The sequence below is a fragment of the Agathobaculum faecis genome (assembly GCF_014287995.1).
GTDB classification, from domain to species: Bacteria; Bacillota; Clostridia; order Oscillospirales; family Butyricicoccaceae; genus Agathobaculum; species Agathobaculum ammoniilyticum.
Genome location: NZ_JACOPL010000002.1, coordinates 223,180 through 249,217 on the forward strand (window position 1 = coordinate 223,180; position 26,038 = coordinate 249,217).

General features: G+C 61.3%; 32 protein-coding genes. 24 read left to right on the forward strand and 8 right to left on the reverse strand.

Going from position 1 to position 26,038, the window contains the following annotated elements; translation table 11 throughout:
- Nucleotides 1–30: 30 nt before the first annotated feature.
- Both yfmH and yfmF read right to left on the reverse strand, forming a co-directional pair.
- Nucleotides 31–1,296: an EF-P 5-aminopentanol modification-associated protein YfmH gene (yfmH, locus tag H8S45_RS03055; RefSeq protein WP_186949527.1), complete on the reverse strand. Its 1,266-nt coding sequence runs from the start codon at nucleotides 1,294–1,296 to the stop codon at nucleotides 31–33.
- Entirely contained in the window at nucleotides 1,293–2,576 is a 1,284-nt protein-coding gene (yfmF, locus tag H8S45_RS03060; RefSeq protein WP_186949529.1) for an EF-P 5-aminopentanol modification-associated protein YfmF, read from the reverse strand. Before yfmF ends, yfmH begins: the two co-directional genes overlap by 4 nt.
- A 196-nt stretch (nucleotides 2,577–2,772) precedes the next feature.
- On the opposite strand from yfmF, the gene ylxM reads away from it, so the two are divergent.
- From ylxM to obgE, 12 genes are all read left to right on the forward strand, one after another.
- A complete protein-coding gene (gene ylxM, locus H8S45_RS03065) occupies nucleotides 2,773–3,144 on the forward strand; it encodes a YlxM family DNA-binding protein (protein WP_054327415.1) in 372 nt (123 codons plus the stop codon).
- 1 nt (nucleotide 3,145) lies between these two features.
- Nucleotides 3,146–4,519, forward strand: coding sequence for a signal recognition particle protein (gene ffh, locus H8S45_RS03070; protein WP_054327416.1), 1,374 nt, complete (start codon nucleotides 3,146–3,148; stop codon nucleotides 4,517–4,519).
- A gap of 71 nt (nucleotides 4,520–4,590) precedes the next feature.
- The gene (gene rpsP, locus H8S45_RS03075) at nucleotides 4,591–4,833 is read left to right on the forward strand and encodes a 30S ribosomal protein S16 (RefSeq protein ID WP_054327417.1); all 243 of its coding nucleotides are present in this window, start codon (nucleotides 4,591–4,593) and stop codon (nucleotides 4,831–4,833) included.
- 14 nt (nucleotides 4,834–4,847) lie between these two features.
- Complete coding sequence (locus H8S45_RS03080; protein WP_054327418.1) at nucleotides 4,848–5,078, forward strand: KH domain-containing protein; 231 nt, start codon at nucleotides 4,848–4,850, stop codon at nucleotides 5,076–5,078.
- 289 nt (nucleotides 5,079–5,367) lie between these two features.
- Nucleotides 5,368–5,874: a ribosome maturation factor RimM gene (gene rimM / locus H8S45_RS03085; protein ID WP_054327419.1), complete on the forward strand. Its 507-nt coding sequence runs from the start codon at nucleotides 5,368–5,370 to the stop codon at nucleotides 5,872–5,874.
- On the forward strand, nucleotides 5,871–6,617 hold the full coding sequence (trmD, locus tag H8S45_RS03090) for a tRNA (guanosine(37)-N1)-methyltransferase TrmD (protein WP_054327420.1): 747 nt from the start codon (nucleotides 5,871–5,873) through the stop codon (nucleotides 6,615–6,617). The genes rimM and trmD overlap by 4 nt, the downstream gene beginning before the upstream one ends.
- A 109-nt stretch (nucleotides 6,618–6,726) precedes the next feature.
- A complete protein-coding gene (rpiA, locus tag H8S45_RS03095; protein ID WP_054327421.1) occupies nucleotides 6,727–7,404 on the forward strand; it encodes a ribose-5-phosphate isomerase RpiA in 678 nt (225 codons plus the stop codon).
- A gap of 38 nt (nucleotides 7,405–7,442) precedes the next feature.
- Complete coding sequence (locus H8S45_RS03100) at nucleotides 7,443–8,030, forward strand: hypothetical protein (RefSeq protein ID WP_054327422.1); 588 nt, start codon at nucleotides 7,443–7,445, stop codon at nucleotides 8,028–8,030.
- 185 nt (nucleotides 8,031–8,215) lie between these two features.
- Entirely contained in the window at nucleotides 8,216–8,527 is a 312-nt protein-coding gene (gene rplU, locus H8S45_RS03105) for a 50S ribosomal protein L21 (RefSeq protein ID WP_054327423.1), read from the forward strand.
- 4 nt (nucleotides 8,528–8,531) lie between these two features.
- Nucleotides 8,532–8,870, forward strand: a complete 339-nt coding sequence (locus H8S45_RS03110; protein ID WP_054327424.1) for a ribosomal-processing cysteine protease Prp — start codon at nucleotides 8,532–8,534, stop codon at nucleotides 8,868–8,870.
- A complete protein-coding gene (gene rpmA / locus H8S45_RS03115) occupies nucleotides 8,857–9,135 on the forward strand; it encodes a 50S ribosomal protein L27 (protein ID WP_031476960.1) in 279 nt (92 codons plus the stop codon). The genes H8S45_RS03110 and rpmA overlap by 14 nt, the downstream gene beginning before the upstream one ends.
- A gap of 347 nt (nucleotides 9,136–9,482) precedes the next feature.
- On the forward strand, nucleotides 9,483–10,757 hold the full coding sequence (obgE, locus tag H8S45_RS03120) for a GTPase ObgE (protein ID WP_186949531.1): 1,275 nt from the start codon (nucleotides 9,483–9,485) through the stop codon (nucleotides 10,755–10,757).
- A gap of 37 nt (nucleotides 10,758–10,794) precedes the next feature.
- Here the strand turns inward: obgE and H8S45_RS03125 are convergent, their stop codons facing one another.
- From H8S45_RS03125 to H8S45_RS03150, 6 genes are all read right to left on the reverse strand, one after another.
- Nucleotides 10,795–11,376, reverse strand: a complete 582-nt coding sequence (locus H8S45_RS03125; RefSeq protein WP_186949533.1) for a hypothetical protein — start codon at nucleotides 11,374–11,376, stop codon at nucleotides 10,795–10,797.
- On the reverse strand, nucleotides 11,373–11,858 hold the full coding sequence (locus H8S45_RS03130; protein ID WP_186949535.1) for an RNA polymerase sigma factor: 486 nt from the start codon (nucleotides 11,856–11,858) through the stop codon (nucleotides 11,373–11,375). Before H8S45_RS03130 ends, H8S45_RS03125 begins: the two co-directional genes overlap by 4 nt.
- A gap of 117 nt (nucleotides 11,859–11,975) precedes the next feature.
- Nucleotides 11,976–12,422 (reverse strand): hypothetical protein, encoded by a 447-nt coding sequence (locus H8S45_RS03135; RefSeq protein WP_186949537.1) that lies wholly within the window; start codon nucleotides 12,420–12,422, stop codon nucleotides 11,976–11,978.
- Nucleotides 12,406–12,894, reverse strand: coding sequence for a sigma-70 family RNA polymerase sigma factor (locus H8S45_RS03140; protein ID WP_054327428.1), 489 nt, complete (start codon nucleotides 12,892–12,894; stop codon nucleotides 12,406–12,408). The genes H8S45_RS03135 and H8S45_RS03140 overlap by 17 nt, the downstream gene beginning before the upstream one ends.
- Before the next feature lie 104 nt (nucleotides 12,895–12,998).
- Entirely contained in the window at nucleotides 12,999–13,742 is a 744-nt protein-coding gene (locus H8S45_RS03145; protein WP_186949539.1) for a DUF554 domain-containing protein, read from the reverse strand.
- 57 nt (nucleotides 13,743–13,799) lie between these two features.
- Nucleotides 13,800–14,996: a tRNA(Met) cytidine acetate ligase gene (locus tag H8S45_RS03150; protein ID WP_186949541.1), complete on the reverse strand. Its 1,197-nt coding sequence runs from the start codon at nucleotides 14,994–14,996 to the stop codon at nucleotides 13,800–13,802.
- 156 nt (nucleotides 14,997–15,152) lie between these two features.
- Here H8S45_RS03150 and H8S45_RS03155 point away from each other — a divergent pair, with 156 nt between their 5' ends.
- The 12 genes from H8S45_RS03155 to phoU all read left to right on the forward strand — a co-directional run bounded on the left by H8S45_RS03155 (nucleotide 15,153) and on the right by phoU (nucleotide 25,974).
- Nucleotides 15,153–16,361, forward strand: a complete 1,209-nt coding sequence (locus H8S45_RS03155; RefSeq protein ID WP_054327431.1) for an acetate/propionate family kinase — start codon at nucleotides 15,153–15,155, stop codon at nucleotides 16,359–16,361.
- 63 nt (nucleotides 16,362–16,424) lie between these two features.
- Nucleotides 16,425–17,324: a type II CAAX endopeptidase family protein gene (locus H8S45_RS03160; protein WP_147573806.1), complete on the forward strand. Its 900-nt coding sequence runs from the start codon at nucleotides 16,425–16,427 to the stop codon at nucleotides 17,322–17,324.
- A 10-nt stretch (nucleotides 17,325–17,334) separates the two neighbouring features.
- On the forward strand, nucleotides 17,335–18,132 hold the full coding sequence (locus tag H8S45_RS03165) for a histidinol-phosphatase HisJ family protein (protein ID WP_186949543.1): 798 nt from the start codon (nucleotides 17,335–17,337) through the stop codon (nucleotides 18,130–18,132).
- 25 nt (nucleotides 18,133–18,157) lie between these two features.
- On the forward strand, nucleotides 18,158–19,057 hold the full coding sequence (ispE, locus tag H8S45_RS03170) for a 4-(cytidine 5'-diphospho)-2-C-methyl-D-erythritol kinase (protein ID WP_186949545.1): 900 nt from the start codon (nucleotides 18,158–18,160) through the stop codon (nucleotides 19,055–19,057).
- Nucleotides 19,058–19,112: 55 nt separating this feature from the next.
- A complete protein-coding gene (locus tag H8S45_RS03175) occupies nucleotides 19,113–19,331 on the forward strand; it encodes a hypothetical protein (protein ID WP_186949547.1) in 219 nt (72 codons plus the stop codon).
- Between the two features lie 77 nt (nucleotides 19,332–19,408).
- Nucleotides 19,409–19,921 (forward strand): DUF4330 domain-containing protein, encoded by a 513-nt coding sequence (locus tag H8S45_RS03180; RefSeq protein ID WP_054327436.1) that lies wholly within the window; start codon nucleotides 19,409–19,411, stop codon nucleotides 19,919–19,921.
- A gap of 4 nt (nucleotides 19,922–19,925) precedes the next feature.
- Nucleotides 19,926–21,530 carry an O-antigen ligase family protein gene (locus tag H8S45_RS03185; protein WP_054327437.1) on the forward strand — a complete coding sequence of 535 codons (1,605 nt, stop codon included), beginning with the start codon at nucleotides 19,926–19,928 and terminating at the stop codon, nucleotides 21,528–21,530.
- A 266-nt stretch (nucleotides 21,531–21,796) separates the two neighbouring features.
- Nucleotides 21,797–22,714 (forward strand): substrate-binding domain-containing protein, encoded by a 918-nt coding sequence (locus tag H8S45_RS03190; RefSeq protein ID WP_054327438.1) that lies wholly within the window; start codon nucleotides 21,797–21,799, stop codon nucleotides 22,712–22,714.
- Between the two features lie 70 nt (nucleotides 22,715–22,784).
- Nucleotides 22,785–23,684: a phosphate ABC transporter permease subunit PstC gene (gene pstC, locus H8S45_RS03195; RefSeq protein ID WP_054327439.1), complete on the forward strand. Its 900-nt coding sequence runs from the start codon at nucleotides 22,785–22,787 to the stop codon at nucleotides 23,682–23,684.
- Nucleotides 23,681–24,559: a phosphate ABC transporter permease PstA gene (pstA, locus tag H8S45_RS03200; protein ID WP_054327440.1), complete on the forward strand. Its 879-nt coding sequence runs from the start codon at nucleotides 23,681–23,683 to the stop codon at nucleotides 24,557–24,559. The genes pstC and pstA overlap by 4 nt, the downstream gene beginning before the upstream one ends.
- 12 nt (nucleotides 24,560–24,571) lie before the next feature.
- Complete coding sequence (gene pstB / locus H8S45_RS03205) at nucleotides 24,572–25,327, forward strand: phosphate ABC transporter ATP-binding protein PstB (protein ID WP_107631515.1); 756 nt, start codon at nucleotides 24,572–24,574, stop codon at nucleotides 25,325–25,327.
- A complete protein-coding gene (phoU, locus tag H8S45_RS03210; RefSeq protein WP_054327441.1) occupies nucleotides 25,327–25,974 on the forward strand; it encodes a phosphate signaling complex protein PhoU in 648 nt (215 codons plus the stop codon). The genes pstB and phoU overlap by 1 nt, the downstream gene beginning before the upstream one ends.
- The last annotated feature ends 64 nt before the right edge of the window (nucleotides 25,975–26,038 follow it).

Genomic DNA, 26,038 nt, shown 5'->3' on the forward strand with positions numbered 1-26,038 from the left:
GATGATTGCTTCCTTTGCTGTTTTGTTGATTTACTGCTGCGGCTCGACGACCGAAAGGGAGGAACGGTCGCGCCGCGCCCAGCGGGCGAACATGGCCTGGACGTCGTCCGGACTGATGGTGTCGAATAGGGCCGCGAAATCGAGGTAGTGCTCGCCCGCGAAGAGCGCGCCTACCTCCTGCCGCGCATAGCTTTCGGGCGCGTCCAGCACGCGCAGGTGCAGGCCGTACACGGCTTTTTTCATGCGGGAGAAAAGCGCGTGGTCCGCCCCCTCGTGCGCCAGGCGCGCGACCTCCTGCTCGACCGCGGCACGGACCGCCTCCGGATCGCGGCTCTCGCCGCCGAGAATGGCGGCCGCGCCCTCCGGAATGACCGTATAGTCGGTATCAAAATCCCGTCCGATCAGGCGTTTCTCGTAAAGCGAGGCATACAGCGGGGAATTGTCGCCGCACAGGATGCGCACGGCCAGTTCGCCGAGCAGGCTGCGGCGTAGGCGGCTTTCGTCCGGCTCCAGAGGGATATCCTTGAAGCCGAGCAGGAACTGCGGCTGCGATACCTGCATGCAGCGGGTCACGGTCAGCTCGTTTACCGTCTCGCGGCGCGTGCCGTAGTGCCGCCGGCCGATCTCGGGCGCGTCCTGCGGGGAGAACTGTGCGGCAATCCGGCAGGCTTCGTCAAAATCCGCGGTGCCGCAAATGACGAGCGCCATGTTTTTCGGGCTGTAAAACGCCCGGTGGCAGGCGTACAGCGTTTCCGGCGTGATCTGTGCGATGCTCTCCGTGCTGCCCGCGATGGACACACGGACCGGATGCGTGCGGTACAGCCCCTGGAACAGGCCGACGAATGCCTGCCAGCCAGGGGTGTCGTCCATCATGCCGATCTCCTGCCCGATGATGCCCCGCTCCTTTTGCACGTTTTCCTCGGTGAAATACGGCGTGAACACAAATTTCAGCAGGATCTCGAGGTTTTCTTCAAACCGGTCGGTGCAGGAAAAATGATAGGCGGTCATGGTCTGGCTGGTGAAGGCGTTCGGGCTCGCGCCCGTGCGCGCGAATTTCTGCAGGGCGTTGCCGTCCTGGTCTTCAAACATCTTGTGCTCCAGAAAGTGCGCCACGCCCGCGGGCGTATCGTAGCGCCGGCCCTCGCAGGTGAACGAGGCGTCCACAGAGCCGAAATTGGCAGCCAGGATGGCGAAGGTTTTGCTGAAGCCCTCCTTAGGCAGATAGCAGATGCGCAGGCCGTTGTCCAGCGTGCGCGTTTCCATGCGCTCGCGCAGGGCGGAATATTGCTTGCTCATTGCGCCGCCCCCTTCATAAAGTATACCATGTCGAGCGTGGTCGCTTGCGCCGCGGCGACCACCTGCCCGAGCGTAACAGCTTCGGTTTGCTGGATGCGGTCCTCGGGCGCGGTCAGCGTACCGGCCGCCGCCTGGCCGAGCCAGTAGCGCTCGAGCGCGAGCGGGTCGTCCAGCATGGCGCGCCAGTTGGTCACCAGGGTTTTTCGGGCGGATTCCAGCTCCGGCTCGGTGATATCGCCCTGCCGGCAGGCGTCGAGCTGGCGCAGGATCTCATCCCGCGCGGTCGCGAAATCCCTGTTTTCAATGCCGGAATTGACCTGCATGATACCCTTGGAGGCGATGAACTGCGCACTCGCGTAGTAGCAAAGCGATTGCTTCTCGCGCACGTTGACAAACAGCTTGGAGCTGGTCGAGCCGCCGTAAATGGTCTGGAACATCCAGTAGGCCGCGGGGTCGCCGCCGGTCAGGCAGCTCCCGCCCGTGCGGAAGCCGAGCGACAGCTTGCCCTGCGTCACCGGCTCCTCCTCCACGACCTCGCGCGCGTCCCCTGCGGGCTGCGCGGCGACCGTGGTGTGCGGCAGATAAAACGGCCGTTCGGTCCGGCGGGCGAGGGGCGTATCCAGGAAAAGATGCGCCACTGCCTCCGGAGCGAGCGTGCCGCAGTAAAACAGCTCGACCTGAGCCTCCTCCAGCGCGCGGAGATACGCGGTATACAGCTTGTTCTCCGTGATGCGGCCGGCCTGCTCCGCGGTGCCGAGCGCGGGCTGTCCGTAGGCCTCCTGCGCGCACATCAGCTCGGTCAGTCGCTTGGGCGCCCAGGTGCGGGGATCGTTTTTCTGCGCGGCGATCCGGTCGATTAGGTTGTCCCGTTCGCCCGTGGTGTAATCCGGACAGAACACACCGTCCTGCAGATACGGGTCGAACATCAGGTCGGCCAGCAGGCGGACGACACGTCCGGTCAGTCCGGCCGCGCCGGGGGCGTAGGCCTCGTCGATGCAGTCGGACAGAAAGCCGATGATCAGGGTTTCGCCCTCCTTGCGCACGATGGCTTCTATGCGCGCGCCGTACAGCTCGTCGAGCGTCGTGCCGAGCGCGCGCAGGTCGGGAAGCTGCGCCGTACCGCGCCGCAGAACCTGCGGCAGACAGGCGCGCAACGCGGCATCCGGCCCGCCGAGGGGCAGCAGCAAGGCCGCGCGCAGCACCGCCCGTTTGAATTTCGGCGTGGTCACGCAGGTAAGGTTTACCCCCGCGCCCAGCTTTTTTCGGGTCACTTGTTGCATATTTTGCCTCATTTCCGGAAAAAATTTTCTATCGTGTTTTATTATAGCATCATTCATAGTGTGAATCAAACGTAGATTATGTGAACAAATCCGTGCCGGTTGCTATTTTACCCTTGACAGGCCGGAAATTATACGGTAAAATAAGCGTGTTCGATGTAAAGGGATAACGCTTTACAGCTTCAAGGGAGGCCCGCCGATGAAAGGCAAACCGCTCGAAATGAGCCTGCTGTTCGACTTTTACGGCGAGACGCTCACGGAAAAACAGCGCGAGCTGTTCGACTTGTATTATAATGAAGATCTTTCGCTTTCCGAGATCGCGGAGCACGCGGGCATCACCCGTCAGGGTGTGCGCGACGCTGTCAAGCGCGCGGAGCATGCGCTGCAGGAGATGGAGGACCGCCTCGGTCTGGTCAGCCGCTACGGCGATACGGAAAAACGCGCGGAAGCGCTGGCGCGCGAGGTCGGGCGCTTACGCAGCCTGAACGCTGAAAAACTGCACAGCAGCGAGGCGGAGGAGATCGCCTCCCGCATGGCGCTGCTGCTCGCCCAGCTTAGGCAGGAGGCTTAATATGGCTTTTGAAGGCCTTACCGAAAAAATTTCATCCGCATTCAAGGGCCTGCGCAGCAAGGGCCGGCTGACTGAGGCGGACGTCAAGGACGCGATGCGCGAGATCCGCATGGCGCTGCTCGAAGCGGACGTCAACTTCAAGGTCGCCAAGGATTTCATCAAGGCGGTCACGGAAAAAGCGACCGACGCGGAGATCCTGGATAGCCTGTCCCCTGCGCAGCAGGTCATCAAGATCGTCAACGAGGAGCTGATTGCGCTTCTGGGCGGGCAGACCACCCGCCTGACGATCGCGCCCAACCCGCCCACCATTGTGATGATGGTCGGTCTGCAGGGCGCGGGCAAAACCACCAACTGCGCCAAGCTGGCGGGTTTGCTGCGCAAGCAGCAGCAGCGCCGGCCACTGCTCGTCGCGTGCGACGTATACCGCCCTGCGGCGATCGACCAGCTCAAGGTCGTCGGCCGGCAGCTTGACATCACCGTGTTCGACGAGGGCCAGGGCGATCCGGTCGAAATCGCAAAGCACGGCATCGACCACGCCAAACGCAACGGTTATGATCTGGTGTTCCTCGACACCGCGGGCCGTCTGCACATCGATGAAAAGCTCATGGACGAGCTGAAAAATATCAAAGCGGCCGTCACGCCGACCGAGATCATCCTCGTCGTTGACGCGATGACCGGTCAGGACGCGGTGACCGTTTCCCAGACCTTTGACCAGGCGCTCGGCATCAACGGCGTACTGATGAGCAAAATGGACGGCGATGCCCGCGGCGGCGCGGCGCTTTCGGTCAAGGCGGTCACGGGCAAGCCGATCAAATTTATCGGTACAGGGGAAAAGCTCGGCGATATTGAGCCGTTCCATCCCGACCGCATGGCCTCCCGCATCCTCGGCATGGGCGACGTGCTGACGCTGATCGAAAAGGCGCAGCAGACGTTCGACCAGAAGCAGGCGGCGGAAACCGCAAAGAAAATGGCGTCCGGCAAGCTGACGCTGACCGATTTCCTCGGCCAGCTCCAGCAGATGAAAAGCATGGGCTCGATGGAGGAAATGCTCGGCATGCTGCCGGGCGTGGACGCGAAGGCCCTTGCCGGCGCAAAGATAGACGAAAAGCAGATGGCGCATACCGAGGCCATCATCCAATCCATGACGCCCAAGGAGCGGGATAACCCCTCCATCATCAATTTTTCCCGCAAAAAGCGCATCGCGGCTGGCTGCGGCCTGAGCGTGGAGGCGGTCAACAAGCTGCTCAAACAGTTTGAGGCCATGCAGAAGATGACCCGCCAGCTCACCAGCATGGCGCGCGGCGGCAAGGGAAAGAAAAAACGCCGCGGCTTTCCGAGCCTCGGCGGGCTGGGCAACATGAAGCTGCCGTTTTGATTGATAACGGCCCATCCCTTTGTTTGTAAAGAAATTTACAATAGATCAAATTCTATTGAGGAGGTGAAACCATGGTAAAGATCAGACTTCGCCGCCTGGGCGCGAAGAAGGCCCCGTTCTACCGCATCGTTGTCGCTGATTCCCGTTACCCGCGTGACGGCCGATTCATCGAGGAGATCGGTACCTACAACCCCCTGACCGATCCGGCCACCGTCAATGTTGACGCGGATCGCGCGCAGGAGTGGATCAAGAAGGGCGCGCAGCCGACCGATACGGTTCGCGGCATCCTGAAGAAAGCCGGTGTGCTGAATTGAGTGAGGCTAACGAAATGAAAGAGTTATTGACCTATATTGTCAAAAATCTGGTTTCCGAGCCGGATGCGATTGCCATTACCGAGGAGATCGACGGTGATAACGTCACCTATTCCCTGCGCGTAGCGCCGGGGGATATGGGCCGCGTCATCGGCCGGCACGGCCGCATCGCAAAGGAAATCCGCACACTCATGAAAGCGGCAGGCAATCGTGAAAACAAACGCGTGACAGTCGATATCCTCGACTGACGGACTTCGTTTGAAACGGGCGCCGCCCGTTCCAAACGAGGCATGCCCTTGTCAGGCTGCGCCTGAAAGGGCTGCCGCGCCGAAGCTCTGTGAAAGTTTTGGTTTTCGCAGCGCTTCGTCTTGGTATCAAAAGCACGGGAAGCGCCCGCGCTTTTGCGGAAAACCGCAGACGCGGTTTTCTGTTTCATGCGCCTGACGGCGTTTTGAGCTGAAAATCGCCGCGCCGCGGCGATTTTTTGTTATGCGTGTGAGACGCGCGCGGCACACCACCACCAAAGAGGAGAACGTTATGCCGAAACAATTTTTAGAGGCTGGTAAGATCGTCGGCACGCATGGCGTGCGCGGCGACCTCAGGGTGCAGAGCTGGTGCGACAGCCCCGAGGTGCTTTGCGACTTTGACCTGCTGTATCTGGATGAAAACACGCCGGTAACCGTGGAAAAGGCGCAGGTACACAAAAACGTGGTGCTGATGCACCTGAAAGGCGTGGACACGGTTGAGGCGGCGGAAGCGCTGCGCGGGCGCGTGCTGCACCTGGACCGGAACGACGTGGAACTGCCGGATGACCTGGTGTTCATCCAGGATATTCTGGGCTTTCGCGTCCATGACCTGCGGACCGATCGTGCGGTCGGCCGTGTCCGCGATGTGCTGACCTCCAATCCGGCGCACGATATGTATGAGATACAGGGAGAGGATGGGCGGCTGGTCTATGTCCCCGCCGCAAAGCCCTTTTTGAAAGAGATCGATATGGAGGCCGGCGTGATCTACATTGAAAGCATCGAGGGTCTGCTCGAATGAAGATCGATATTATGACGCTGTTTCCGGAAATGGTCAATGCGGTCATGGGGGAGAGCATGATCGGCCGCGCGCAGGAAAAGGGCCTCGTGGAGATACGCGCGGTCAATATACGCGATTATGCGACCGACAAGCACCATAAGGCGGACGACGCGCCCTATGGCGGCGGGCGCGGGCAGGTCATGCTGGCCGAGCCGCTTTACCTGTGCCATCAGGCGCTTTGCGCCGGGGAACGGGTGCATACGGTGTTCCTGTCCGCGCAGGGCAGGCCCTTCGATCAGGACAAAGCGCGTGAGCTGCTCGCGCGGGAGCATATCATCCTGGTATGCGGCCATTATGAGGGGGTAGACCAGCGCTTCATCGATGCGTGCGTGGACGAGGAAATCTCGATCGGCGACTTTGTGCTGACCGGCGGCGAGCTCCCCGCGATGGCGGTCGCGGACGCGGTGTGCCGCATGGTGCCGGGCGTGTTGCCGGACGAAGAGGCGTTTACCGCCGAAAGCCATTGGGACGGGCTGCTCGAACACCCGCAGTATACCCGACCGGAAAACTGGCGTGGCCGGCCGGTGCCGGAGGTGCTGCTGAGCGGACACCATGCAAATATCGCGCTATGGCGGCGCGAAATGAGCCTGCGCCGCACCCGTGCCGACCGGCCCGACCTGTTCGCCCGCTTTGCGCCGCGGGACAAGCAGGACCGGCATCTCCTGGCACGCCTCGAACAGCCGGAGGAAAACGGGGACCGTTAAGAGACGTCAATTTCCTCCGTCTGTGGGACGGAAAACATTGACCTTTCCCAGCAATCATCCTATAATAAAGATACCTGTATAGGTACCATTGCCAGGGGAGGAAAACAAAATGGATATGAAAAAAATGGCCGGCGACAAAGCGGCCGAATATGTCAAGGACGGCATGGTGGTCGGACTCGGCACCGGTTCCACCGCTTACCACATGGTAAACGCCATCGGTGAGCGCGTGAAAAACGGGCTGAAGATCCAGGCTATCCCGACCTCCAAGGCCACGGAGGCGCAGGCGCGCGAGCTGGGCATCCCGCTGCTCACGATCGACGAGGTCGACCACGTCGATCTGGATATCGATGGCGTGGATGAAATCGACCCGCAGTTCAACGCCATCAAGGGCGGCGGCGGCGCGCTCTACCGTGAAAAGGTCGTCGCGACGCTCGCCAAGGAAGTCATCTGGATCATGGACGAAAGCAAGCTGGTCGACCACATCGGCGCGTTCCACCTGCCGGTTGAGATCGCGCAGTACGGCTCCAAGCAGGCGATGGCCAGGATGGAGGAATACGGCTGGAAGCCGGTCCTCCGCGTGCGCGACGGAAAAACTTTCGTTACGGACAACGGCAATTACATCGCGGACCTGCATCTCGGCGCGGGTTTTGACATTGAGGACGTCAGGGAAAAACTCGGCACGATTGTCGGCGTTCTGGAGCATGGCCTGTTCCTGAATATGTGCAAGCGGATGATCGTCGGCACCTCGTCCGAGGGCGTTCGGGTCATCGAGAACCCGTCCAAGTGACAGGATGCGCGCCGCGCGGAAAGAGTGAGGGATAGGGAATGAACCAGACCAGAAGACCGCACGCCAAACAGCCGAATTACCGGCTGTTGCTCTGCATAGGGCTGCTGGTGTGCCTGGTGCTCGATATATTGTTTTTCGTGCTGTTCCTGAGCCAGTGCAGTCGGGCCGGTGGGCTGGAGGACGAGGTCAAGAAGCTGACCGAGGCCAACCAGGCGCTCACCAGCCAGAACACCATGCTGCAGCAGCAGAGCGACGCGGCGCTGACCACGGCGGTCGCGGCGCTGCCCGACCCGACGACAGCGCAGACGACCAACCTGCCTGATTTGATCCCGCAGCTCACCGATGCCGTTTATGTGGTGCGCACAACGGGAGAAGGCTACCAGTACCTCAAGATCGCGGAAGGCGCGGTGCTGGATAAGCTGAACGCCTACCGCGACGATGCTTCCGGCTATACCGCCGCGGAGGGCGACGCGCCCACCTGCAGCTATTGGGTGCTGTTTTCCGACCGCGTGATCGGCCTGACCGATGGCGGCAACGGCTTTGTCAGCACCGACCGAACCGCAACCGGCAGCGCGACCACGGTCCCGTCCGGCTTCTACGATTTCGTGGTATCGTTGTTCGCATAAAAACGGACGTAAGGGTGCATTTTACCGAAAAAAGGATAAAACACAAGCGGGGGCGCTTGACAAGCGCCCCCGCTTGTGTTATGCTACTAAAAGCCGCATTGTGCATTGGCTTCTGTTAAGCGCGTCCCAAAACGGGCCGCCGCCGTGCCAAGCGTGACTCTACAACGAAAGAGAGGGAAAACCACATGTATGCCATTCTGAAAACTGGCGGCAAGCAGTACAAGGTATCTGAGGGCGACGTGATCTACGTCGAGAAGCTCGGCGTAGAGGACGGCGCGACCGTTACTTTTGACGAGGTTCTGGCCGTAGGCGAGGGCGATTCCATCACCGTCGGCGCTCCTTACGTTTCCGGCGCAGCCGTGACCGGCACGGTCGAAAAGACCGGCAAGGGCAAGAAGATCAACATCTTCAAGATGAAGCCCAAGAAGGGTTACCGCAAGCGTCAGGGCCATCGCCAGCCGTACACCAAGGTGACTATCGCGTCCATCAAGGCGTAAGGCGGTGACAAAGGTCACGTTTTCGTCGCAGGGGGGCAAGCTCCTTTCGGTGGACATCCTCGGCCACGCGGGCTACGCGGAGGAAGGGGAGGACATCGTTTGTGCGGCGGTATCCAGCGCGGTCATGCTGACCCATGTGCTGCTGCTTGACGTGCAGGGTATCCCGATCGACACACTGGTCGAGGATGACGGCGCCCATATCCGCATCACGCTGCCGCAGGGCGGCGGCCTGCTGCGGGGACAGGACGCGCTCAAGGCGCTCAAGCTGCATTTTACCGAGCTGGAGCAGAATTATTCCGATTTTTTGAACGTAATGGAGGTGTACGCAAATGCTGAAGATTAGCTTACAGTTTTTCGCGCATAAAAAGGGCGTAGGTTCGACCAAGAACGGCCGTGATTCCGAGGCCAAGCGCTTGGGCGTCAAGCGTGCGGACGGTCAGACCGTTCCGGCGGGCAACATCCTTGTCCGTCAGCGCGGCACGAAGATCCATCCGGGCCTGAACGTCGGCCGCGGCAAGGACGACACCCTGTTCGCCAAGGTTGAGGGCGTTGTTCGTTTCGAGCGCTTGGGTAAGGACCGCAAGCAGGTTTCCGTTTACCCGCAGTAAGAAAAAACGATGAAATCCCAGACGTTCGTCTGGGATTTTGTTATAATGCCCCATGAAGCGGACGGAGGACGCATGGACTGGCTGACAGAGGCGGAGCGCAAGCTCCGGCATGGGAACCGGATATTGTTTACGCGGGAAAGTCTGCTCTTGCAGGACCTGCGGCCGGCCTTCCTGTGTATGAGCTGACCGCGATCGTGTTGGAGCACGGGCCGGCACATTGCCGCGGGCCGGTGGGGCGCGGAAACAGGAATATATGGAACGGTTGCTGTATTGGCGGGACAATGCTTCGGGGCTAGCGGAGAAATGGGCGCCGTTCCTGTAAACAAAGAAGAAAGGAGGAGCTTCCCATGTTTATTGATATTGCAAAGATCAAAATTGTGTCCGGCAAGGGCGGGGACGGCAAGGTGGGATTCCATCGGGAAAAGTACGTCGCCTCCGGCGGACCGGACGGCGGAGACGGTGGACGCGGCGGTTCGGTCATTTTCCAGGTGGACGACAACCTCTCCACCCTGCTGGATTTCCGCTATAAAAAGAAATACGTTGCCGCGGCGGGGGAAAACGGCGGCAGCAAGCGCTGCAAGGGCAAGGACGGGGCGGATCTTGTCATCCGCGTGCCGCGCGGCACCATCATCCGCGACCAGAAGACCGGACAGGTGATCCGCGACCTGTCGGACGACGAGCCGTTCGTGGCGGCCAAGGGCGGCAACGGCGGCTGGGGCAACACGCATTTCGCAACCCCGACCCGACAGGCGCCGCGCTTTGCCAAGCCCGGGCAACCGGGCGTGGAGCGGGACATCATCCTGGAGCTTAAGCTGCTGGCCGACGTGGGGCTGGTCGGCTTCCCGAACGTGGGCAAATCCACGCTGCTGAGCATGGTTTCGGCGGCGCGGCCCAAGATCGCCAATTACCATTTTACGACGCTGGTTCCCAACCTGGGCGTGGTCTCGGTGGGGGAGGAGCAGTCGTTTGTTATGGCGGATATCCCGGGCATTATCGAGGGTGCGAGCGAGGGTGCGGGACTGGGGCATGATTTCCTGCGCCATATCGACCGCTGCCGCCTGCTGCTGCATCTGGTGGACGCGGCGGGCAGCGAGGGGCGCGACCCGCTGGAGGATATCGAGAAGATCAACGCTGAGCTGGCCGGATACAGCGAATTCCTCGCCGCGCGGCCGCAGATCATTGTCGCCAACAAGGTGGACCTGCTGGGCGAAGACCGCGCGCCGGTCGAAGCGCTCAAAGCCTATGCGGACGAGCACGGCTTTCAGTTTGCCGAGCTGTCCGCGGCGACAAACCAGGGCGTGGCCGAGCTGATGCGCATGACGTGGAACGCGCTGCAGGAGTTGCCGCCGGTGTTCATCTACGAGCCGGAATTCGTCGAGTCCGCGGAGGATACGGACGGGACGCGCGACTGGACGGTGGAAAAGGTCGAGGACTACTACGTTGTTTCGGGCGCGTGGGTGGACAAGATCATGGGCTCGGTCAATGTGGACGACTACGAATCCCGTCAGTATATGGACCGCATGCTCAAAAGCGCGGGCGTATACGAAAAGCTGGAGGAAATGGGCGTGCAGGAGGGCGACTTTGTCGTCATCGGGGACCTGGAGTTCGAGTACGTCTATTGAGGAAAAACGGTGCAGGCACGAGTGCCTGCACCGTTTTTTATTCCACCGTATAGTCCTCGACCGTGCCGGAGATGGTCGCGCTTTGCTGCAAACCGTTCTCATCCGTGTAACGGAAGGTGTAGCCCGCGCCGATCCGGTCGGTCACGTCCAGCGGGATGCGCTCGTTGACGAACAGCCACAGCCGTCCCTCCTCCACAGACAGCGCGTAGGGCATGCCGTCCAGACGGGTGACCGTGAAGCCCGCGTCCGTTTCGCCGTTCAGCAGGGCCTCGACGGTCGCGGGCGGGGCGGTGATTACGGTGGGCGCTTCGCCCTCCGCGCCGCTGACCGTAATGGTCGCGGAACCGTCCGAATGCAGCACCATGCGCGCCTCGCTGGGGAGCGGCTGGCCGTTGATGGCCAGGGACGCGCCGGCCTGATCGTACAGCGGCGTGTGGAACAGCCGGCCGCTGGCCGCGCCCGCGGCCGCAGCCATCAGCGCGGCCGCGGCGCATACGGCAATCAGGCGGCGGGGGAGCTGGCGTTTTCCCGCGCGGCGCTGCCTGCGGGCCGCCTGCCGCAGCCGGACGGCCAACGCCTGCTTTTCGGCTTCGGTAAACATCATGGGGTTCTCACTCATATGAAAGCTCCTTTCAGGTCGTTTTTCAGCATGCCGCGCGCCCGTTCCAGGCGTTTGCGCACCGCGGCGGGGGAAATCCCGAGCAGACGGGCGGTCTCCTCGGCCGAGTAGCCCTCCCAACAGCAGAGGGCGACGGCGTCTCGGTACCGGTGCGGCAGGGCGCGTATGGCTTCCAGTATAGCATGGTCCGAGGCTTCCGGCGCAGCGACTGTATGCGCCTGTTCCAGCAAGGCCCGCCGGCTGTGGTGCGGGGCGCGCAGCAGGTTTTTGCAGGCGTTGCCCGCCGCGCGGATCACCCAGGCCTTTTCGTGCTCCTCGCTGGTGAAGGTGCGCCGTGCGGCAAGCAGCTTGAGGAACAGCTCCTGGCAGATGTCCTGCGCGTCCGCCCGACTGAGGCCGTGCGACAGGCACAGGCGGAGGATCAGGTCGGCATAGGTGCGGACAAAGCGCTCCGCGTCCGCTTCGTCGTTCCAATCGTACATGGGCTGTCAACTCCTTTCATACGGAACACACAGCAAAGGGCGGTTTTGTGACAAAAACATACCGCGGGAACAGAAAAAAGGAAGCCCGCGGGCTTCCTTTTTTCTGTCTGCCGTGCGTCAGCGGGCGGCGGCGCGCGGCGCGGCCTCCGCGCTTTGCGGAAGTCCGCTTTCCGTGCTGCCCTCCCCGATGGTGACGTCATAGTGGTCTGCGGACGCTTCGCCTTCCACTTTAAAGGTATACGGCGCACTCTGCGTCTCGTCCACGTCCGGAAGGATGACCGAAATATCGCTGCCATCTTCTCCTTTGACCTTGTAGGTGACCGAACCGTCCGGATTGGTCTGCATGGAATCCACCTCTCCGGTGAATACGACGCGGATGCTTTCCAGCAGCGCGCCTTCCGTTGCGGCGTTGGCCGCGCCGGCTGCCGTTGCCATAAGCGCCGCTGCCGCCGCGCCGATCACCAGACTTTTGCGGATACGTCCTGTTTTCATCTGTCCTGCCTCCTGAAAAGCGCTGCCGGAGGCATGCAGATGGGAAAAGGTCTGCTTATAAAGTTCCTTCATCACGAAAACCCTCCAGCGTTTGTTTAAGCTTCTGTCTCGCCCGCAGCAGGCGGGTCTGCACGGCGCTTTCCCGCAGGCCGAGGATCTGCGCGACCTCGCGCACCGAATAATCCTCGTAATAATACAGGTGGATGGGGACGCGGTATTTCTGCGGCAGCGCCATGACCGCCAGGAAAAGCGAGGACTGCTCCGGCGTTTCAAAGCCGAGCGTCTCCGCGTAGTCCTCGATCGGCGCGGTATACCGCCGCCAGGGGGATACCAGGTAGCGCTTGCATTCGTTCACGGTCACGCGGATCAGCCAGTTGCGGATGTGCTGCTCATTTTCAAAGGGCTTCTCCGCGTGGTAGCATTTGATCAGCGCGATCTGCGCCATGTCGTCCGCGTCGGCCGCGCTTTTGGTATACTGGAATGCAATCGCGAACAGGCGGTCCCGATACCGCTTTGCGATGTCCTCAAACTGTGCCTCGTCCAAGCTGCAACCTCCCTGCTGCAAGATTTGAAAGGCCTTTCATAGATAATACCCTTGGACGGGGGCGGATATCACAAAAATTTTTCCCGCACGGGGCGGACGCATGCCTACAGCGTACCCAGCGCGGGGAACAAGCGGGAGAGCAGGAAAAACACGGCCGGCAGGAAGATGGCGGGCAGCAGGTTGCCGACCTTGACCTTTTTGTCGAACATCAGGTTGAAGCCGATGGCAAAGATCAGCACCGAACCAATGCAGGACATCTGGCTGATGAGCGCGTCGGTCAGCCAGGGGCGGATAAAACGGGCGAGCAGGGTGATGCCGCCCTCGTATACCAGCAGCGGCAGCACGGACAGGTAAACGCCCTTGCCGAGCGAGGCCGCGAATACGATGGCGGCCACACCGTCCAGCACGGCCTTGGCGATCAGGATGGAGGGGTCGCCGTTCAGCCCGTCCTCCAGCGCGCCGACAATCGCCATTGCGCCCACGCAGAACAGCAGGGAGGAGGCGACAAAGCCCTCGACGAACTTTCCGTCCTCGCCGCCCGCGAAGCGGGCCTGGCACCAGGCGCCAAAGCCGTTGAGCCGCGTTTCGATATCGAGCGCCTCGCCGATCAGTGCGCCCAGCACCATGCTCAGCACCAGCAGCATGGTGTGCTGGGTAGCGATCGAACCGTCCGCAATGGTCAGCAGGCCGCTCACCGCGCCGCCGATGCCGATGAAAAACGTACACAGGCCGAGCGCCTGCATGATAGTGGTTTCAAACCGGCGTGGCAGGCCGCCCTTGAGGAAAACGCCGAGGGAGGAGCCGGCGGCGATAGCGATACAGTTGATAATGGTACCCAGCCCGATCATAACCTAAAACCTCTTTTGCTTTACTAAACTAAATTGTAAAGCATACGCGGGATAAAGTCAATGCCCGCTGTCGTGCGATGGCGGCGGGCTGAGGATAAACGGCGTCCTGCGGTAATGGGAGCCGCCCGCGCGCAGGGCGGGGGAAGGGCAGGCGAGGGCGTACAGGTCGTCCGCGAAGCAGTCGAGCGTCAGCGCGGGCTGCAGCGCCGCGGGCAGGCGCTTTTCCGAAACCGGCCGGATGATGACCGGCGGGCGGTCAGGCAGGCCGCGGAGCAGCCCGCGGCCCTTCGGTCCGAGGGCGAGGACGCGCAGGTACTGCGGCCGGACGGGCGCGTCCGCGGGCAGCCCGATCGCCGTGCGCAGCAGGGCGCGCCGCACCCTGGCGGCGGGGAAGCGGCGCGTGCGGGCCTGTTCGACCGCGTCGGTGAACGAAACCGCCGCATAGACCGCCCTTTGCAGGCGCTCATCAAAGCCGTCGTCCGCCCCAGTGGACAGCCGCCCTGAGAACAGCGCCGCGCGCAGCAGGGCGAGTAGCATATCCTCCGGCAGATTGACCGGCGCAGCGCCGGCCCGTACCGCACGCTGCCATATCGCCAGCGTGTCCAACGGCAGATAGGGCGCGCAGCGGGCGGTTTCGCCCGCGCGGAGCTGCGCACGCAGCAGGCTGGCGGAAGCGAAGCCCGCGCAGGGCGCGTCCGCATCGTGCGCCGCGCCGCGCCGCGCCACCGCGAGCGGGCTCATGCCATAGGGAAGCATGGCACGGCAGTATTCGATCGCGAGCGTATTGTTGGGCGTATCCAGCAGGGCAGCGGCCCGCTCATCCAGCCGGCGCAGCTCGTCCTGCCGCCGCGCCGCGTAAGACAGCGGGGAAGCGCCGCCGCCCGTGGGAGGGAGCGCGTCGAGTGCCCGCGCCGCCCGCTCGATCAGTGCGGTATCCGGCGTTTCCGCGCCGAACGACACCACGTTGCAGCCAAGCGCCCGCAGTACGCCGATGGCGCCGCGCGCAAAGCCCTCTGCCGAGGAGAGCGCCGCTGCGAGGGGAAGCTCAACCACCAGGTCCGCTCCGCCGCGCACCGCCATCTCGGCACGCGCGTATTTGTCCAGCACGGCGAAGTCCCCACGCTGGACGAAGTTGCCGCTCATCGCGCACACGATGGCCGCCTCCCCGCCGAGCGCGCGTTGCGTTTGGGCGATATGGTGCGCGTGGCCGGTGTGGAACGGGTTGTATTCCGCGACGATGCCGCAAACAGTCATAGAAATCTCCTGAAAATAATACAAAGTTTGGTACATCCTGTGCAAATTATGGCTTGTACAATTGTAAGAAATCGTGTAGAATAGGCTTGTAGAATCATTATATCGATTAATGCGGGTTTGTGCAAGCCGCTAAAAAACTTAAGGGAGTAATGGCAAATGAAAGTTCTGGTCATCAACGCCGGCAGTTCCTCGCTGAAGTATCAGTTGCTCGACACTGCGCAGAACGCGGTCATGGCAAAGGGCCTTTGCGAGCGCATCGGTATCGACGGTGTGCTGACGCATACGGGAAATAAATCCGAGGAGAAATACCGCATCGAAACGCCGATGGCGACCCATTCCGAGGCGATCAAGGCGGTCATCGATATTCTGCTCGATTCGGAAAAGGGCGTGATCGCCTCGATGAGCGAGATCGACGCGGTCGGTCACCGCGTGGTGCATGGCGGCGAGTTCTTCTCGGACAGCGTGATTATCACGGAAAAGGTACTCAAGGCGATTGAGGACTGCGTGCCGCTCGCGCCGCTCCACAACCCGCCCAACCTGATCGGCATTCAGGCATGCCGCGAGGTCATGGGGCCGGATGTGCCGATGGTCGCCGTGTTCGACACCGCGTTCCATCAGACCATGCCGCAGTCGCATTACATGTATGCGATCCCCTATGAATATTATGAGAAGTATAAGATCCGCCGCTACGGCTTCCACGGCACGAGCCACAAGTACGTTTCCCAGCAGGCTGCGGAAATGCTCGGACGCCCGATGGAGGAGCTGCGCCTGATCACCTGCCACTTGGGCAACGGTTCGTCGATCTGCGCGATCAACCGCGGCAAGAGCTACGATACCTCGATGGGCTTCACGCCGCTGGACGGCCTGCCGATGGGTACCCGTGCAGGCAACATCGACCCCGCAATCATCGAGTTTCTGTCCGAGCATGAAAAGCTGTCCGCGCATGAGGTCATCAACATCCTGAACAAAAAGTCCGGTATGCTGGGCATTTCGGGCGTATCGTCCGACTTCCGCGATCTGGACGCGGCGGTAGAGGAGGGCAATTCCCGCGCGGCGCTGGCCAAGGATATGTTCAACCTTTCGGTCAAGAAGATCATCGGCTCCTATATTGCGGAAATGGGCGGCGTGGACGCGATCATCTTCACCGCGGGCGTGGGCGAAAACGACCGCTCGGTCCGCTGGGACGTGTGCGAGCACATGGAGTACCTCGGCATCAAGATCGATCCGGAGAAGAACAAATACCGCGGCCGCCAGATGGATATTTCCATCGACTGGGCGCGCGTGCGCGTGCTGGTCATCCCCACCAACGAGGAACTCATGATCGCAAAGGACACCGAGCGGCTGGTAAACGAAGCGAACCACTAAGATCGGCATAAAACAGGGCGGGGCGATGGCTTTGCCCTGTTTTTTTGCCATGAGGGAGGGCATATGGAGCAAAATCAGGAAAAAAAGTACTGTGCGCGGCTCGGCTGGGCGCTGCTGGCGGTCGTGGTCTGGGCGGCCGTGTGGCAGTTCGCGCTGGCGTTTGCCGACCAGGCGCTCGCCTGGGGGCTTGGTGTCGTGATGCCTTACGGGCTGTACTACCTGCTCGCGCTGGTGGGGCATTATCTCGTGTCCCTGCCCGCGGCGTTCGCGCTTTGCCGCAGCGTACCCCGCACGCCGCTGGCACCCGTGCCCGTCGGCGCGCGCCGGATGGGACGGTGGTTCGTGATCGGCGCGGCGCTGATGTGGCTCTGCTCGCTGCTGGGTTCGTCGCTCAACGACCTGGCCTACCGGCTGTCCGGCCGCGCGCCGGTCGATCTGGTGAGCGAGGCATTCAGCCTGTACCCGACCACGGTCGTGCTGGTGGGGGCGTGTCTGATCGGCCCAGTGTGCGAGGAGCTGCTGTTCCGCGGTCTGCTGGCGGGGCGGCTCGCGCGGTACGGCGAGAAGCCGGCCGCATTTGTGTCCGCGCTGCTGTTCGGGCTGTACCATGCCAATCTGGGGCAGTTCTTTTATGCGTTTGCGCTTGGCCTGCTGCTCGCTTATGCGTATTTCCGGTCCGGACGGCTGAGGGTACCGGTTGCGCTGCACATGCTGTTCAACCTGTATGGTTCGGGCGTCCCGTTGCTGCTACCGGACAGCCTGGGACTGCTGGTGCTGTACGGCCTGAGCTGGCTGGTGCTGACAATCGCCGGCGTCATTCTGCTGGCGCGCGGCTGGAAACGGCAGGCATGGGCGCACGGCCCCTGCGCGCCCTCGATGCGCGCGGTGTTTGGGAACGCCGGCATGACGCTGGCAATCGTCGCGTGCTTTGTCCAGCTCGCGCTGAATTTTGTCTTGGTATAGGAGGAAAACCATGCGTGTAGATTTGCATATGCACACGGAGTACTCGGTGGACGCGGCGCAGGCACAAACGCCGCTGCAGAAGGCGCAGGCCTGTCTGGACGCGGGGCTGGAGATCATCGGCATCACGGACCACCTGGATTATTACCACCGCCGCGGCCCGTCGGAAAACCGCGATGTGGAGGCCTGCCTGCGCGACATTCGGGCGGCAAAGCAGGCCTTTGCAGGCAGGCTCGAGGTGCTGGTCGGCATCGAAATCGGGCAGATCCACGCCGACCCTTCGGCGGACGCGTTCCTCCGCTCGCACGCGCTCGACATGGTGATCGGCTCGCTGCACGTCATGCCGAACGATCTGGATATTTATTTCCATGATTTTGCGCGCCTGGACTGCGACGCGTTTCTCAAGGATTATTTCAGCGAGCTGCTCAGGGTGTCCGAGCACGGCGGGTTTGATGTGCTGGCGCATATCGATTATCCGCTGCGCGTCATGCGCCATGGGGAGTATATCCCCTCGTTCGATCAGTACATGGATCGGGTGGAGGACGTTCTGCGCTCCTGCATCGCGCACGGCTATGCGTTTGAGCTGAACGCGGCGGGCCTGGGGAGCTGGCAGAAAAAGGTCGGCCCGCCGCAGAACATCCTGTATGAATACCGGCGGCTGGGCGGCGAGCGCATCTCGATCGGCTCGGACTCGCATACGCTGGACACGGTCGGGCGCGGCGTTGCCGACTGCGTGCGGAACGCGCGTGATGCGGGCTTTACCTCCGTGACCGTGTTTCGGGAGCGCAGGCCCGAACAGGTGCAACTATAAAATATGACACAAGCTGGGAGAAAACATGCTTTTTGGAAAAAAACAAGAGATCACAAATACGGAAACCACAGTATACGCGCGGGCCAAGATCAACCTGACGCTGGACGTGACCGGTAAGCGGGAGGACGGCTACCATACGGTCAAAATGGTGATGCAGTCGGTCGCCCTGCACGACGAGGTGCGGGTCGTGGTGACGCACGGGGAAAAAAAGCCGCGCGGCATCGTGGTGCGCTGCAACCTGCCTTACCTGCCGGTGGACGAGCGCAACCTGGCGTATCGGGCGGCGGAGCTGTTTTACGAATCGACCGGTATCCTGCTGGAAACCTGCGAAATCCACATTGAAAAGCGCATTCCGGTGGCGGCGGGGCTGGCCGGCGGCTCAGCCGACGCAGCGGCCGTACTGCGCGCGCTCGCTTCGCTGCACGCGGCGGGGCTGACCGACGAGGAGCTGTGCGCGATGGGGCTGAAGCTGGGCGCGGACGTGCCGTTCTGCCTGCGCGGCGGCACTATGCTGGCCGAGGGCATTGGGGAGGAGCTGAGCGCGCTTCCGGCCATGCCGCATTGCTGGGTTGTGCTGTGCAAGCCGCCGTTCGCGGTTTCCACCAAGGAGGTGTACCAGGCGATCGATGCGGTCGATATCCGGCAGCGGCCGGATACGGCGGGCATGCTCAAAGCGCTGGACAAAGGCGACTTTGCCGGTGTGTGCAGGCGGCTGTCCAACGTGATGGAGCTGGTCACAGCGGCAAAACGCCGCCAGATCGGTGAAATCAAGGAGTTCCTTGCGGAAAATGGGGCGAACGGGACGCTGATGAGCGGCTCCGGTCCGACGGTTTACGGGCTGTTTTCCGACGAGGGGCGCGCAAAAACCGCTGCGAAGATGCTCGGCCGGCGCTTTGCGGATACATTTTTGACCGAGACGGTATAACCACGCCGCCTGCCGGACATACTGGGAACACCAGATGACGGGAGGCGGTTTTATTATGAAAAAACAGGGCAGGGAAACGCTGGCGGCGCTGCTGGCCGCGGCCTGCGTGCTGTTTTCCGGCGCATTCTGGCCGGATGCGCCGCGCGGGGCCTGGTGGTGTACGGCGTTTTCGATCGTGGGCAGCGAAACCGTCGCCCGGCAGGAGGACGGGGACGACGGCGCGCTCGAATTCCGATGGGGGGTCGTGGACTGGCTGCGGGCGCTGCTGGGATAAAGTGCTTGTCCGCCCCGTGCCGCTGTGGTATAATGATGCAGTAAATTGTATCGAAAACATACCAACGGAGGAAACATATGAAGCTAATTAACGAAAAAGGAAAGCTGTTTGGCGTGATCAACGTCGTTGACCTGCTGGTTCTGCTGGCAGTGATCGCCGTGGCAGCGGGAGTGGGCTACAAGCTGTTTGCACCGCAGATTGCGGAAGCGGCGGCGAAGCAGGTCGATATGACCATGATCGTGCGTGTGCGCGGCGCGACGCCGTTCCTTGTTGAGGAGGTTGAGCGTAACAGCCAGGTCGGCAAGCAGATTGTCAGCGGCAATTCGTACACCAGCGCGGTCATCACGGATATGCAGATCGAGCCGTATGACCAGCAGGTGACCACGGCAGACGGCCGCATTGTCACCACGCGCGATCCGGATAAGCGCGATCTGGTGTTCACGATCGAGACGACCGTACCCGAGGGGACCGCCTCCCCGTCGATTGGCACGCAGGAGGTGCGCGCGGGCCGCACCTTTATCGTAAAGACCAACGATTTTGAGACGACCGGCAACATCGACTCGGTCGATATCGCGGCGGACGCGGAATAAGCCTATGAAAGCGATTTTACAAAACAGTCTGCTGGCGCGGGCGCTGCTCCGCCTGCGCGAATGGTACCATGAGGGTGCGATCGCGGGCTTTTTCGGGAAGATCCGCGCGGCGTACCCGAATTCGCGCTTCCGGCGGATGTGGGAAGGCTTTTGCAGCGCGCCAAGCTGTACGGCGGCGAACAGCGGCTATGCGCGTCTGCTCGCGGCGCTGCGGCGCGTGGTCGAGCGTCTGGGCGACGCGGCCGCGCAAAGCCTGGTCTACCGGCTGTGCCTTGCGGTCTGGAATCCGATCGCGCGGGCGGCTTCGGGCGGCGTTGTGGGAAAAGCGTTTCGCTTTGTCGGCATGCGCGGCCTGCTGCTGATTTGCCTGGCGCTGTATCTGCCAATCGACTATTTCCTGCGGTCGGTGCTGCCGGGCTATATCAATATCCCGCTGCTCGCTTCGATTTGGGACGAATGTCTGATGCTCGCGGCGGCAGGCTATCTGCTGTGGCACACGGCGATGCGCCGCGCGCCGCTTGCCTCGCGCGCCACGCCAGTGGACGCCTACCTGCTGCTGTTTATCGGCGTGGGCTTTTTCCTGATGTGCGCGGTGTCGCCCTATCCCTCGATCGCGCTGGACGGATACCGTGCGGTCGTGCAATACCTGTTCTGGTTCTTTCTGGTTACGCGCCTGATTGAAGACGACCGCGACTTCGCGCTTTTTTACGGCGCGCTGGTGGCGATGGCGGTCGTGATCGCGCTGCACGGCATCTACCAGTATATCGTTGCCGCACCGATACCGGCGTCCTGGGTGTCGCAGACCGAAGAGGGTGTGCGCACGCGCGTCTATTCGATCACGGGCAGCCCGAACATCATGGGCAGTCTGTTGGTGCTGTTCGCGCCGCTGGTGGCGGGCATCGCCTATTACAGCAAAAAGCCATGGGTCAAGGCGCTGGCAATCGGCACGACCGGCATGATGTGCCTGTCCATCATCTTCACCTTTTCCAAGGGCGCGTGGGGCGGCCTTGCGGTGGCGGTGCTCGTATTCGCGGTATTTCTGGACCGCCGCCTGATCGCGCTGATGGGCGTAGCGGGTGCAGGTGCGCTGCTTGCGATCCCCTCTATTGCCAGCCGCATCACCTATCTGTTTACTGCGGATTATATGGAGGCCAGCCAGCGCGCGGGTCGTATGGTGCGCTGGGAGACCGGACTCGACCTGCTGCAGGAATCCAACCCGCTGCTGGGCTTTGGCCTGGGACGGTTTGGCGGCGCGGTTGCGATGCAGAACAAGATCATTGAGGAATCGGACACGTTCTCTTACTTCTATATGGACAACTATTACCTCAAAACGCTGGTTGAAATGGGGTATCTGGGGCTGATCTTCTTTATTATCCTGCTGATCGGTATGATTCTGTGGAGCCTGCGCGCGATCGGCCGCACAAAGTTCAATGAAACCGACCGGACGCGGGTGCTGGTGGTATCCATGTTCGCAGGCATGTGCGGGGTTCTGACGCACTGTTATTTTGAAAATATTTTTGAGGTGCCGTACATGATGGCCTATTTCTGGTCGCTGGCGGCGGCGATCCTGTACCTGGGATATTTCCGGAGGAAACGGGTCGGGACGTGACAAACAGCGGACCGCTTTTCGGCGGTCCGCTGTTTTATTGAGGAAAAGGGAAAATATATCCACAGTGCAAAATATAGCGGCGTGCGGGTGGAAACAAGTGAAAAGGACGGCGAAACAGGCGTTTCACCGTCCTTTTTTGCACACTTTACACAAGGATTTTCACTTTACGCGGATTTTACAAACCTTGTCTTTTGGATTTAACATAACTTTTTTAATATGGTCTTGTACCAAAAACCAGAACAAAAACAAAAGGAGAAATAGCAGTTATGAAAAAGAGTATATCCCTGTTGCTCGTCGGCCTGATGCTGTGCGGCGCTCTGGCAGGCTGCGGCGGCAGCAACGATTCCTACGGCGCGGACGGCGCGGCCCAGGCGGACAACGGCGGCGAGGCGTCCGGCGTATCCGGCGCGATCACCGTGATTTCCCGCGAGGATGGCTCTGGCACGCGCGGCGCGTTCGTTGAGCTGACCGGCGTGGAGGAAAAGAATGATGCCGGCGAGAAGGTCGATAACACAACCGCCGAGGCGGAGATCGCCAACAAGACCGACGTTGTACTGACGAGCGTTGCCGGCAACGAGAGTGCGATCGGCTATGTTTCGCTCGGTGCGCTGAACGAAACCGTTAAGGCGGTTCAGGTGGACGGCGTGGAAGCCACGGTGGAAAACGTCAAGAGCGGCGATTACACCCTGTCCCGTCCGTTCAACATCGCAACCAAGGGCGAGCCGACCGGCGTTGCCAAGGATTTTATCAACTTCATCATGAGTGCGGAGGGCCAGGCCATCGTTGAGGAAGAGGGCTACATTAAGATCGACGACGCGGCCGCGGCGTTCACTTCGGACGGTTCCTCCGGCCAGATCGCGGTCGGCGGCTCGTCCTCGGTTTCTCCGGTCATGGAAAAGCTGATCGAAGCGTATAAGGCGCTCAACCCGAACGCGCAGATCGAGCTGCAGACCTCGGACTCCACCTCCGGCATGACCGGCGCGATTGACGGCACGTTTGCCATCGGCATGGCGTCCCGCGAGCTGAAGGACGAGGAGACTGCGGAACTGACTGGCACGGCAATCGCGCTGGACGGTATCGCCGTGGTGGTAAATCCGGCGAATACGGTGGAAGACCTGACCATGGATCAGATCAAGGGCATTTACACCGGCGAGATCACCGACTGGTCCGAAGTCGCGGCGTAAAAGATAACCAAACAAGGGAAAACAGGGCGAAATCCGTTTCGCCCTTTCCCACTGTCTATGGGGTGAAAACATGAACGAATCTGCAATCCGCCGGAAGGGCGGCGCGAACCTGCGCGAAACAGTGATGCACGGCGTGTTCTTCCTCTGCGCGCTGGCCTCCATCCTGGCAGTCGCCCTGATCTGTATATTCCTGTTTGCCAACGGCATTCCGGCCATCAAGGAGATTGGCCTGCTGGACTTCCTGACAGGGACGACTTGGAAGCCGGGCAACGATATTTACGGAATCCTGCCGATGATTGTCGGCAGCATTTACATCACGGCGGGCGCGATCATCATTGGCGTGCCGATCGGCCTGCTGACCGCTATTTTCATGGCGTTCTACTGCCCGAAGCGCATCTACGGTATCCTCAAGCCCTGCACCGAGCTGCTGGCCGGCATCCCCTCCATCGTATATGGCTTTTTCGGCATGGTGGTCATCGTGCCGACTGTGCTGGAGGTGGCGAAGCTGTTCGGCTCGAAGATCTCCTCCGGCTCGACCATCCTGTCGGCGTCCATCCTGCTCGGCATCATGATCCTGCCCACCATCATCGGCGTGTCCGAGGCCGCGCTGCGCGCGGTACCCAGCTCGTATTACGAGGGCGCGGTCGCCATGGGCGCGCGGCATGAGCGGGCGGTATTCTCGGTCATGCTGCCAGCAGCAAAATCCGGCGTGCTGGCCGGTATTGTGCTGGGCGTCGGCCGCGCGATCGGCGAAACCATGGCGGTTATCATGGTGGCGGGCAATCAGCCGCGTCTGACCGGCGATTTCCTCAAGGGCATCCGCACGATGACCGCGAATATCGTCATGGAAATGGGCTACGCGAGCGGCCTGCACCGCGAGGCGCTGATTGCGACCGGCGTTGTGCTGTTCGTGTTTATCCTGCTGATTAATCTGGCGTTCTCTGTACTGAAAAGGAGGAAGGACACATGACTACCGTGAAAACGGCCGCCAAGCCGGCCGTAAAGAGCAAGCCGCAGCCGGAGCGTGTGTATGGCAGGGGCAGGGCAGCGGTGCAGAAAGGGCTGGTATACGGCGCGGCGGTGATTACGTTCGCCATGCTGCTGTTCCTGATCGCCTATATCCTGTGGAGGGGCATCCCGAACCTCAAGCCCTCCCTGTTCGCATGGACCTATAATTCGGACAACGTTTCCATGGTGCCGGCCATGATTACAACGGTGGAGATCACGCTGCTCGCGCTGCTGATCGCAGTGCCGTTCGGCCTGTTTACGGCGATTTACCTAAACGAATACGCAAAGCGCGGCAACAAACTGGTAAACGTCATCCGCATCACGACCGAAACGCTTTCCGGCATCCCGTCCATCGTGTACGGCCTGTTTGGCATGCTGTTTTTCGTCACTTACCTGCACTGGGGCTACTCGCTGCTCGCGGGCGCGATGACGCTGGCCATCATGATCCTGCCGCTCATTATGCGCACCGCGGAGGAAGCGCTGATGGCCGTACCGGATTCCTTCCGCGAAGGTTCGTTCGGCCTGGGCGCCGGACGGCTGCGCACAGTGTTCCGCATCGTGCTGCCGAGCGCCATGCCCGGCATCCTGTCGGGCGTTATCCTGGGGATCGGCCGCATCGTGGGCGAAACGGCGGCGCTCATTTTCACCGCGGGTACGATGGCGCAGATCCCCGGCCTGCTGCAGTCCGGACGCACGCTTGCAATCCATATGTACGTCCTATCGGGCGAGGGACTGCACATGAACGAGGCCTATGCGACCGCGGTCGTGCTGCTGGTGGTTGTGCTGCTGATGAACAGCCTGTCCGCGCTGGTGGCAAAAAAGCTGACCAAGAAGTAATCGGAGGATAGCATGAGCGAAAATAAAATTGAAATACGCGGCATGAATCTGCATTACGGCGATTTCCATGCGCTGCATGATATTGACCTAGACATCAAGTCCAATGAGATCACGGCGTTTATCGGCCCGTCCGGCTGCGGCAAATCGACGCTGCTCCGCTCGCTTAACCGGATGAACGATCTGGTCGAGGGCTGCAGGATCACAGGCGATATCCGCCTGGACGGGGAGGACATTTATCACGACTGCGATGTGAACCTGCTGCGTAAGCGCGTGGGCATGGTGTTCCAGAAACCCAACCCGTTCCCCATGTCCATTTACGACAACATCGCCTACGGCCCGCGCACGCATGGCGTCAAAAGCCGCGTGCAGCTGGACGAGATCGTGGAGCGCTCGCTGCGCGGCGCCGCGATCTGGGAGGAGACAAAGGACTGCCTGAAGAAATCCGCGCTGTCCATGTCGGGTGGCCAGCAACAGCGCATCTGTATTGCACGCGCGCTCGCGGCGGAGCCGGAGGTGCTGCTCATGGACGAGCCGACCTCCGCTCTCGATCCGATCTCCACCTCCAAGATCGAGGACCTTGTATTGGAACTGAAAAAGGATTATACTATCGTTATGGTGACGCATAATATGCAGCAGGCCACCCGCGTATCGGATACGACCGCGTTTTTCCTGCTCGGCGAGATCGTCGAGGTCGGAGACACGGAGCAGCTTTTCTCCATGCCTAAGGACAAGCGCACCGAGGACTACATTACGGGGAGGTTCGGCTGATGAGAAACCGTTTCGACACACAGCTCGTCGAACTGAACAACGAGCTGATCGCCATGGGGGCACTGTGCGAGAACACGATTGCCAGCGCGGTCAAGTCGCTGCTGACGGGCGACGCCAAGCTCGCCGCCTCCGCCATCCGCATTGACCAGGAGATCGACCGCAAGGAGCGCGAGATTGAATCCATGTGCCTCAAGCTCCTGCTGCAGCAGCAGCCGGTGGCAAGCGACCTGCGCCTGATCTCCGCGGTACTGAAAATGATCACGGATATTGAGCGCATCGGCGACCAGGCGAGCGATATCGCCGAAATCGTCACCTACCTGTCCGGTGCGTGCAGCCATAACGAGCATATCGAGCAGATGGCGCAGGCCACCATCAAAATGGTGACGGACAGCCTGGATGCGTTCGTGCGCCGCGACCTGACGCTGGCGTGGAGCGTGATAGAATACGACGACGTGGTTGACGACCTGTTCGCACAGTGCAAGCAGGACCTGATCGCGGATATTGCCAAAAATCCGGAGGAGGGCGAGCGCGTGCTCGATATCCTGATGATCGCCAAGTATCTGGAGCGTATCGGCGACCACGCGACCAATATCGCCGAGTGGGTGGAATTCTCCATCACCGGCGCGCACAAGTCCGCGCACGACTGAGGTCTGCCGGCGCAAGAATCTGTTGGAAATGCGGCCGCGGGCGCGGCCGACAAGGAGGAAACGC

What these genes read in the sequence shown, in the direction of transcription:
- pstA (WP_054327440.1), top strand. Translation starts at nt 23,681, where the DNA reads ATGACTACCGTGAAAACGGCCGCCAAGCCGGCCGTAAAGAGCAAGCCG.
- pstC (WP_054327439.1), top strand. Translation starts at nt 22,785, where the DNA reads ATGAACGAATCTGCAATCCGCCGGAAGGGCGGCGCGAACCTGCGCGAA.
- H8S45_RS03160 (WP_147573806.1), top strand. Translation starts at nt 16,425, where the DNA reads ATGGAGCAAAATCAGGAAAAAAAGTACTGTGCGCGGCTCGGCTGGGCG.
- phoU (WP_054327441.1), top strand. Translation starts at nt 25,327, where the DNA reads ATGAGAAACCGTTTCGACACACAGCTCGTCGAACTGAACAACGAGCTG.
- H8S45_RS03130 (WP_186949535.1), bottom strand. Translation starts at nt 11,858, where the DNA reads ATGTACGATTGGAACGACGAAGCGGACGCGGAGCGCTTTGTCCGCACC.
- rplU (WP_054327423.1), top strand. Translation starts at nt 8,216, where the DNA reads ATGTATGCCATTCTGAAAACTGGCGGCAAGCAGTACAAGGTATCTGAG.
- obgE (WP_186949531.1), top strand. Translation starts at nt 9,483, where the DNA reads ATGTTTATTGATATTGCAAAGATCAAAATTGTGTCCGGCAAGGGCGGG.
- H8S45_RS03165 (WP_186949543.1), top strand. Translation starts at nt 17,335, where the DNA reads ATGCGTGTAGATTTGCATATGCACACGGAGTACTCGGTGGACGCGGCG.
- yfmF (WP_186949529.1), bottom strand. Translation starts at nt 2,576, where the DNA reads ATGCAACAAGTGACCCGAAAAAAGCTGGGCGCGGGGGTAAACCTTACC.
- H8S45_RS03180 (WP_054327436.1), top strand. Translation starts at nt 19,409, where the DNA reads ATGAAGCTAATTAACGAAAAAGGAAAGCTGTTTGGCGTGATCAACGTC.
- H8S45_RS03185 (WP_054327437.1), top strand. Translation starts at nt 19,926, where the DNA reads ATGAAAGCGATTTTACAAAACAGTCTGCTGGCGCGGGCGCTGCTCCGC.
- rpmA (WP_031476960.1), top strand. Translation starts at nt 8,857, where the DNA reads ATGCTGAAGATTAGCTTACAGTTTTTCGCGCATAAAAAGGGCGTAGGT.
- trmD (WP_054327420.1), top strand. Translation starts at nt 5,871, where the DNA reads ATGAAGATCGATATTATGACGCTGTTTCCGGAAATGGTCAATGCGGTC.
- H8S45_RS03135 (WP_186949537.1), bottom strand. Translation starts at nt 12,422, where the DNA reads ATGAAGGAACTTTATAAGCAGACCTTTTCCCATCTGCATGCCTCCGGC.
- H8S45_RS03080 (WP_054327418.1), top strand. Translation starts at nt 4,848, where the DNA reads ATGAAAGAGTTATTGACCTATATTGTCAAAAATCTGGTTTCCGAGCCG.
- ispE (WP_186949545.1), top strand. Translation starts at nt 18,158, where the DNA reads ATGCTTTTTGGAAAAAAACAAGAGATCACAAATACGGAAACCACAGTA.
- H8S45_RS03145 (WP_186949539.1), bottom strand. Translation starts at nt 13,742, where the DNA reads ATGATCGGGCTGGGTACCATTATCAACTGTATCGCTATCGCCGCCGGC.
- ffh (WP_054327416.1), top strand. Translation starts at nt 3,146, where the DNA reads ATGGCTTTTGAAGGCCTTACCGAAAAAATTTCATCCGCATTCAAGGGC.
- ylxM (WP_054327415.1), top strand. Translation starts at nt 2,773, where the DNA reads ATGAAAGGCAAACCGCTCGAAATGAGCCTGCTGTTCGACTTTTACGGC.
- H8S45_RS03150 (WP_186949541.1), bottom strand. Translation starts at nt 14,996, where the DNA reads ATGACTGTTTGCGGCATCGTCGCGGAATACAACCCGTTCCACACCGGC.
- H8S45_RS03155 (WP_054327431.1), top strand. Translation starts at nt 15,153, where the DNA reads ATGAAAGTTCTGGTCATCAACGCCGGCAGTTCCTCGCTGAAGTATCAG.
- pstB (WP_107631515.1), top strand. Translation starts at nt 24,572, where the DNA reads ATGAGCGAAAATAAAATTGAAATACGCGGCATGAATCTGCATTACGGC.
- rpiA (WP_054327421.1), top strand. Translation starts at nt 6,727, where the DNA reads ATGGATATGAAAAAAATGGCCGGCGACAAAGCGGCCGAATATGTCAAG.
- rimM (WP_054327419.1), top strand. Translation starts at nt 5,368, where the DNA reads ATGCCGAAACAATTTTTAGAGGCTGGTAAGATCGTCGGCACGCATGGC.
- H8S45_RS03190 (WP_054327438.1), top strand. Translation starts at nt 21,797, where the DNA reads ATGAAAAAGAGTATATCCCTGTTGCTCGTCGGCCTGATGCTGTGCGGC.
- rpsP (WP_054327417.1), top strand. Translation starts at nt 4,591, where the DNA reads ATGGTAAAGATCAGACTTCGCCGCCTGGGCGCGAAGAAGGCCCCGTTC.
- yfmH (WP_186949527.1), bottom strand. Translation starts at nt 1,296, where the DNA reads ATGAGCAAGCAATATTCCGCCCTGCGCGAGCGCATGGAAACGCGCACG.
- H8S45_RS03100 (WP_054327422.1), top strand. Translation starts at nt 7,443, where the DNA reads ATGAACCAGACCAGAAGACCGCACGCCAAACAGCCGAATTACCGGCTG.
- H8S45_RS03125 (WP_186949533.1), bottom strand. Translation starts at nt 11,376, where the DNA reads ATGAGTGAGAACCCCATGATGTTTACCGAAGCCGAAAAGCAGGCGTTG.
- H8S45_RS03175 (WP_186949547.1), top strand. Translation starts at nt 19,113, where the DNA reads ATGAAAAAACAGGGCAGGGAAACGCTGGCGGCGCTGCTGGCCGCGGCC.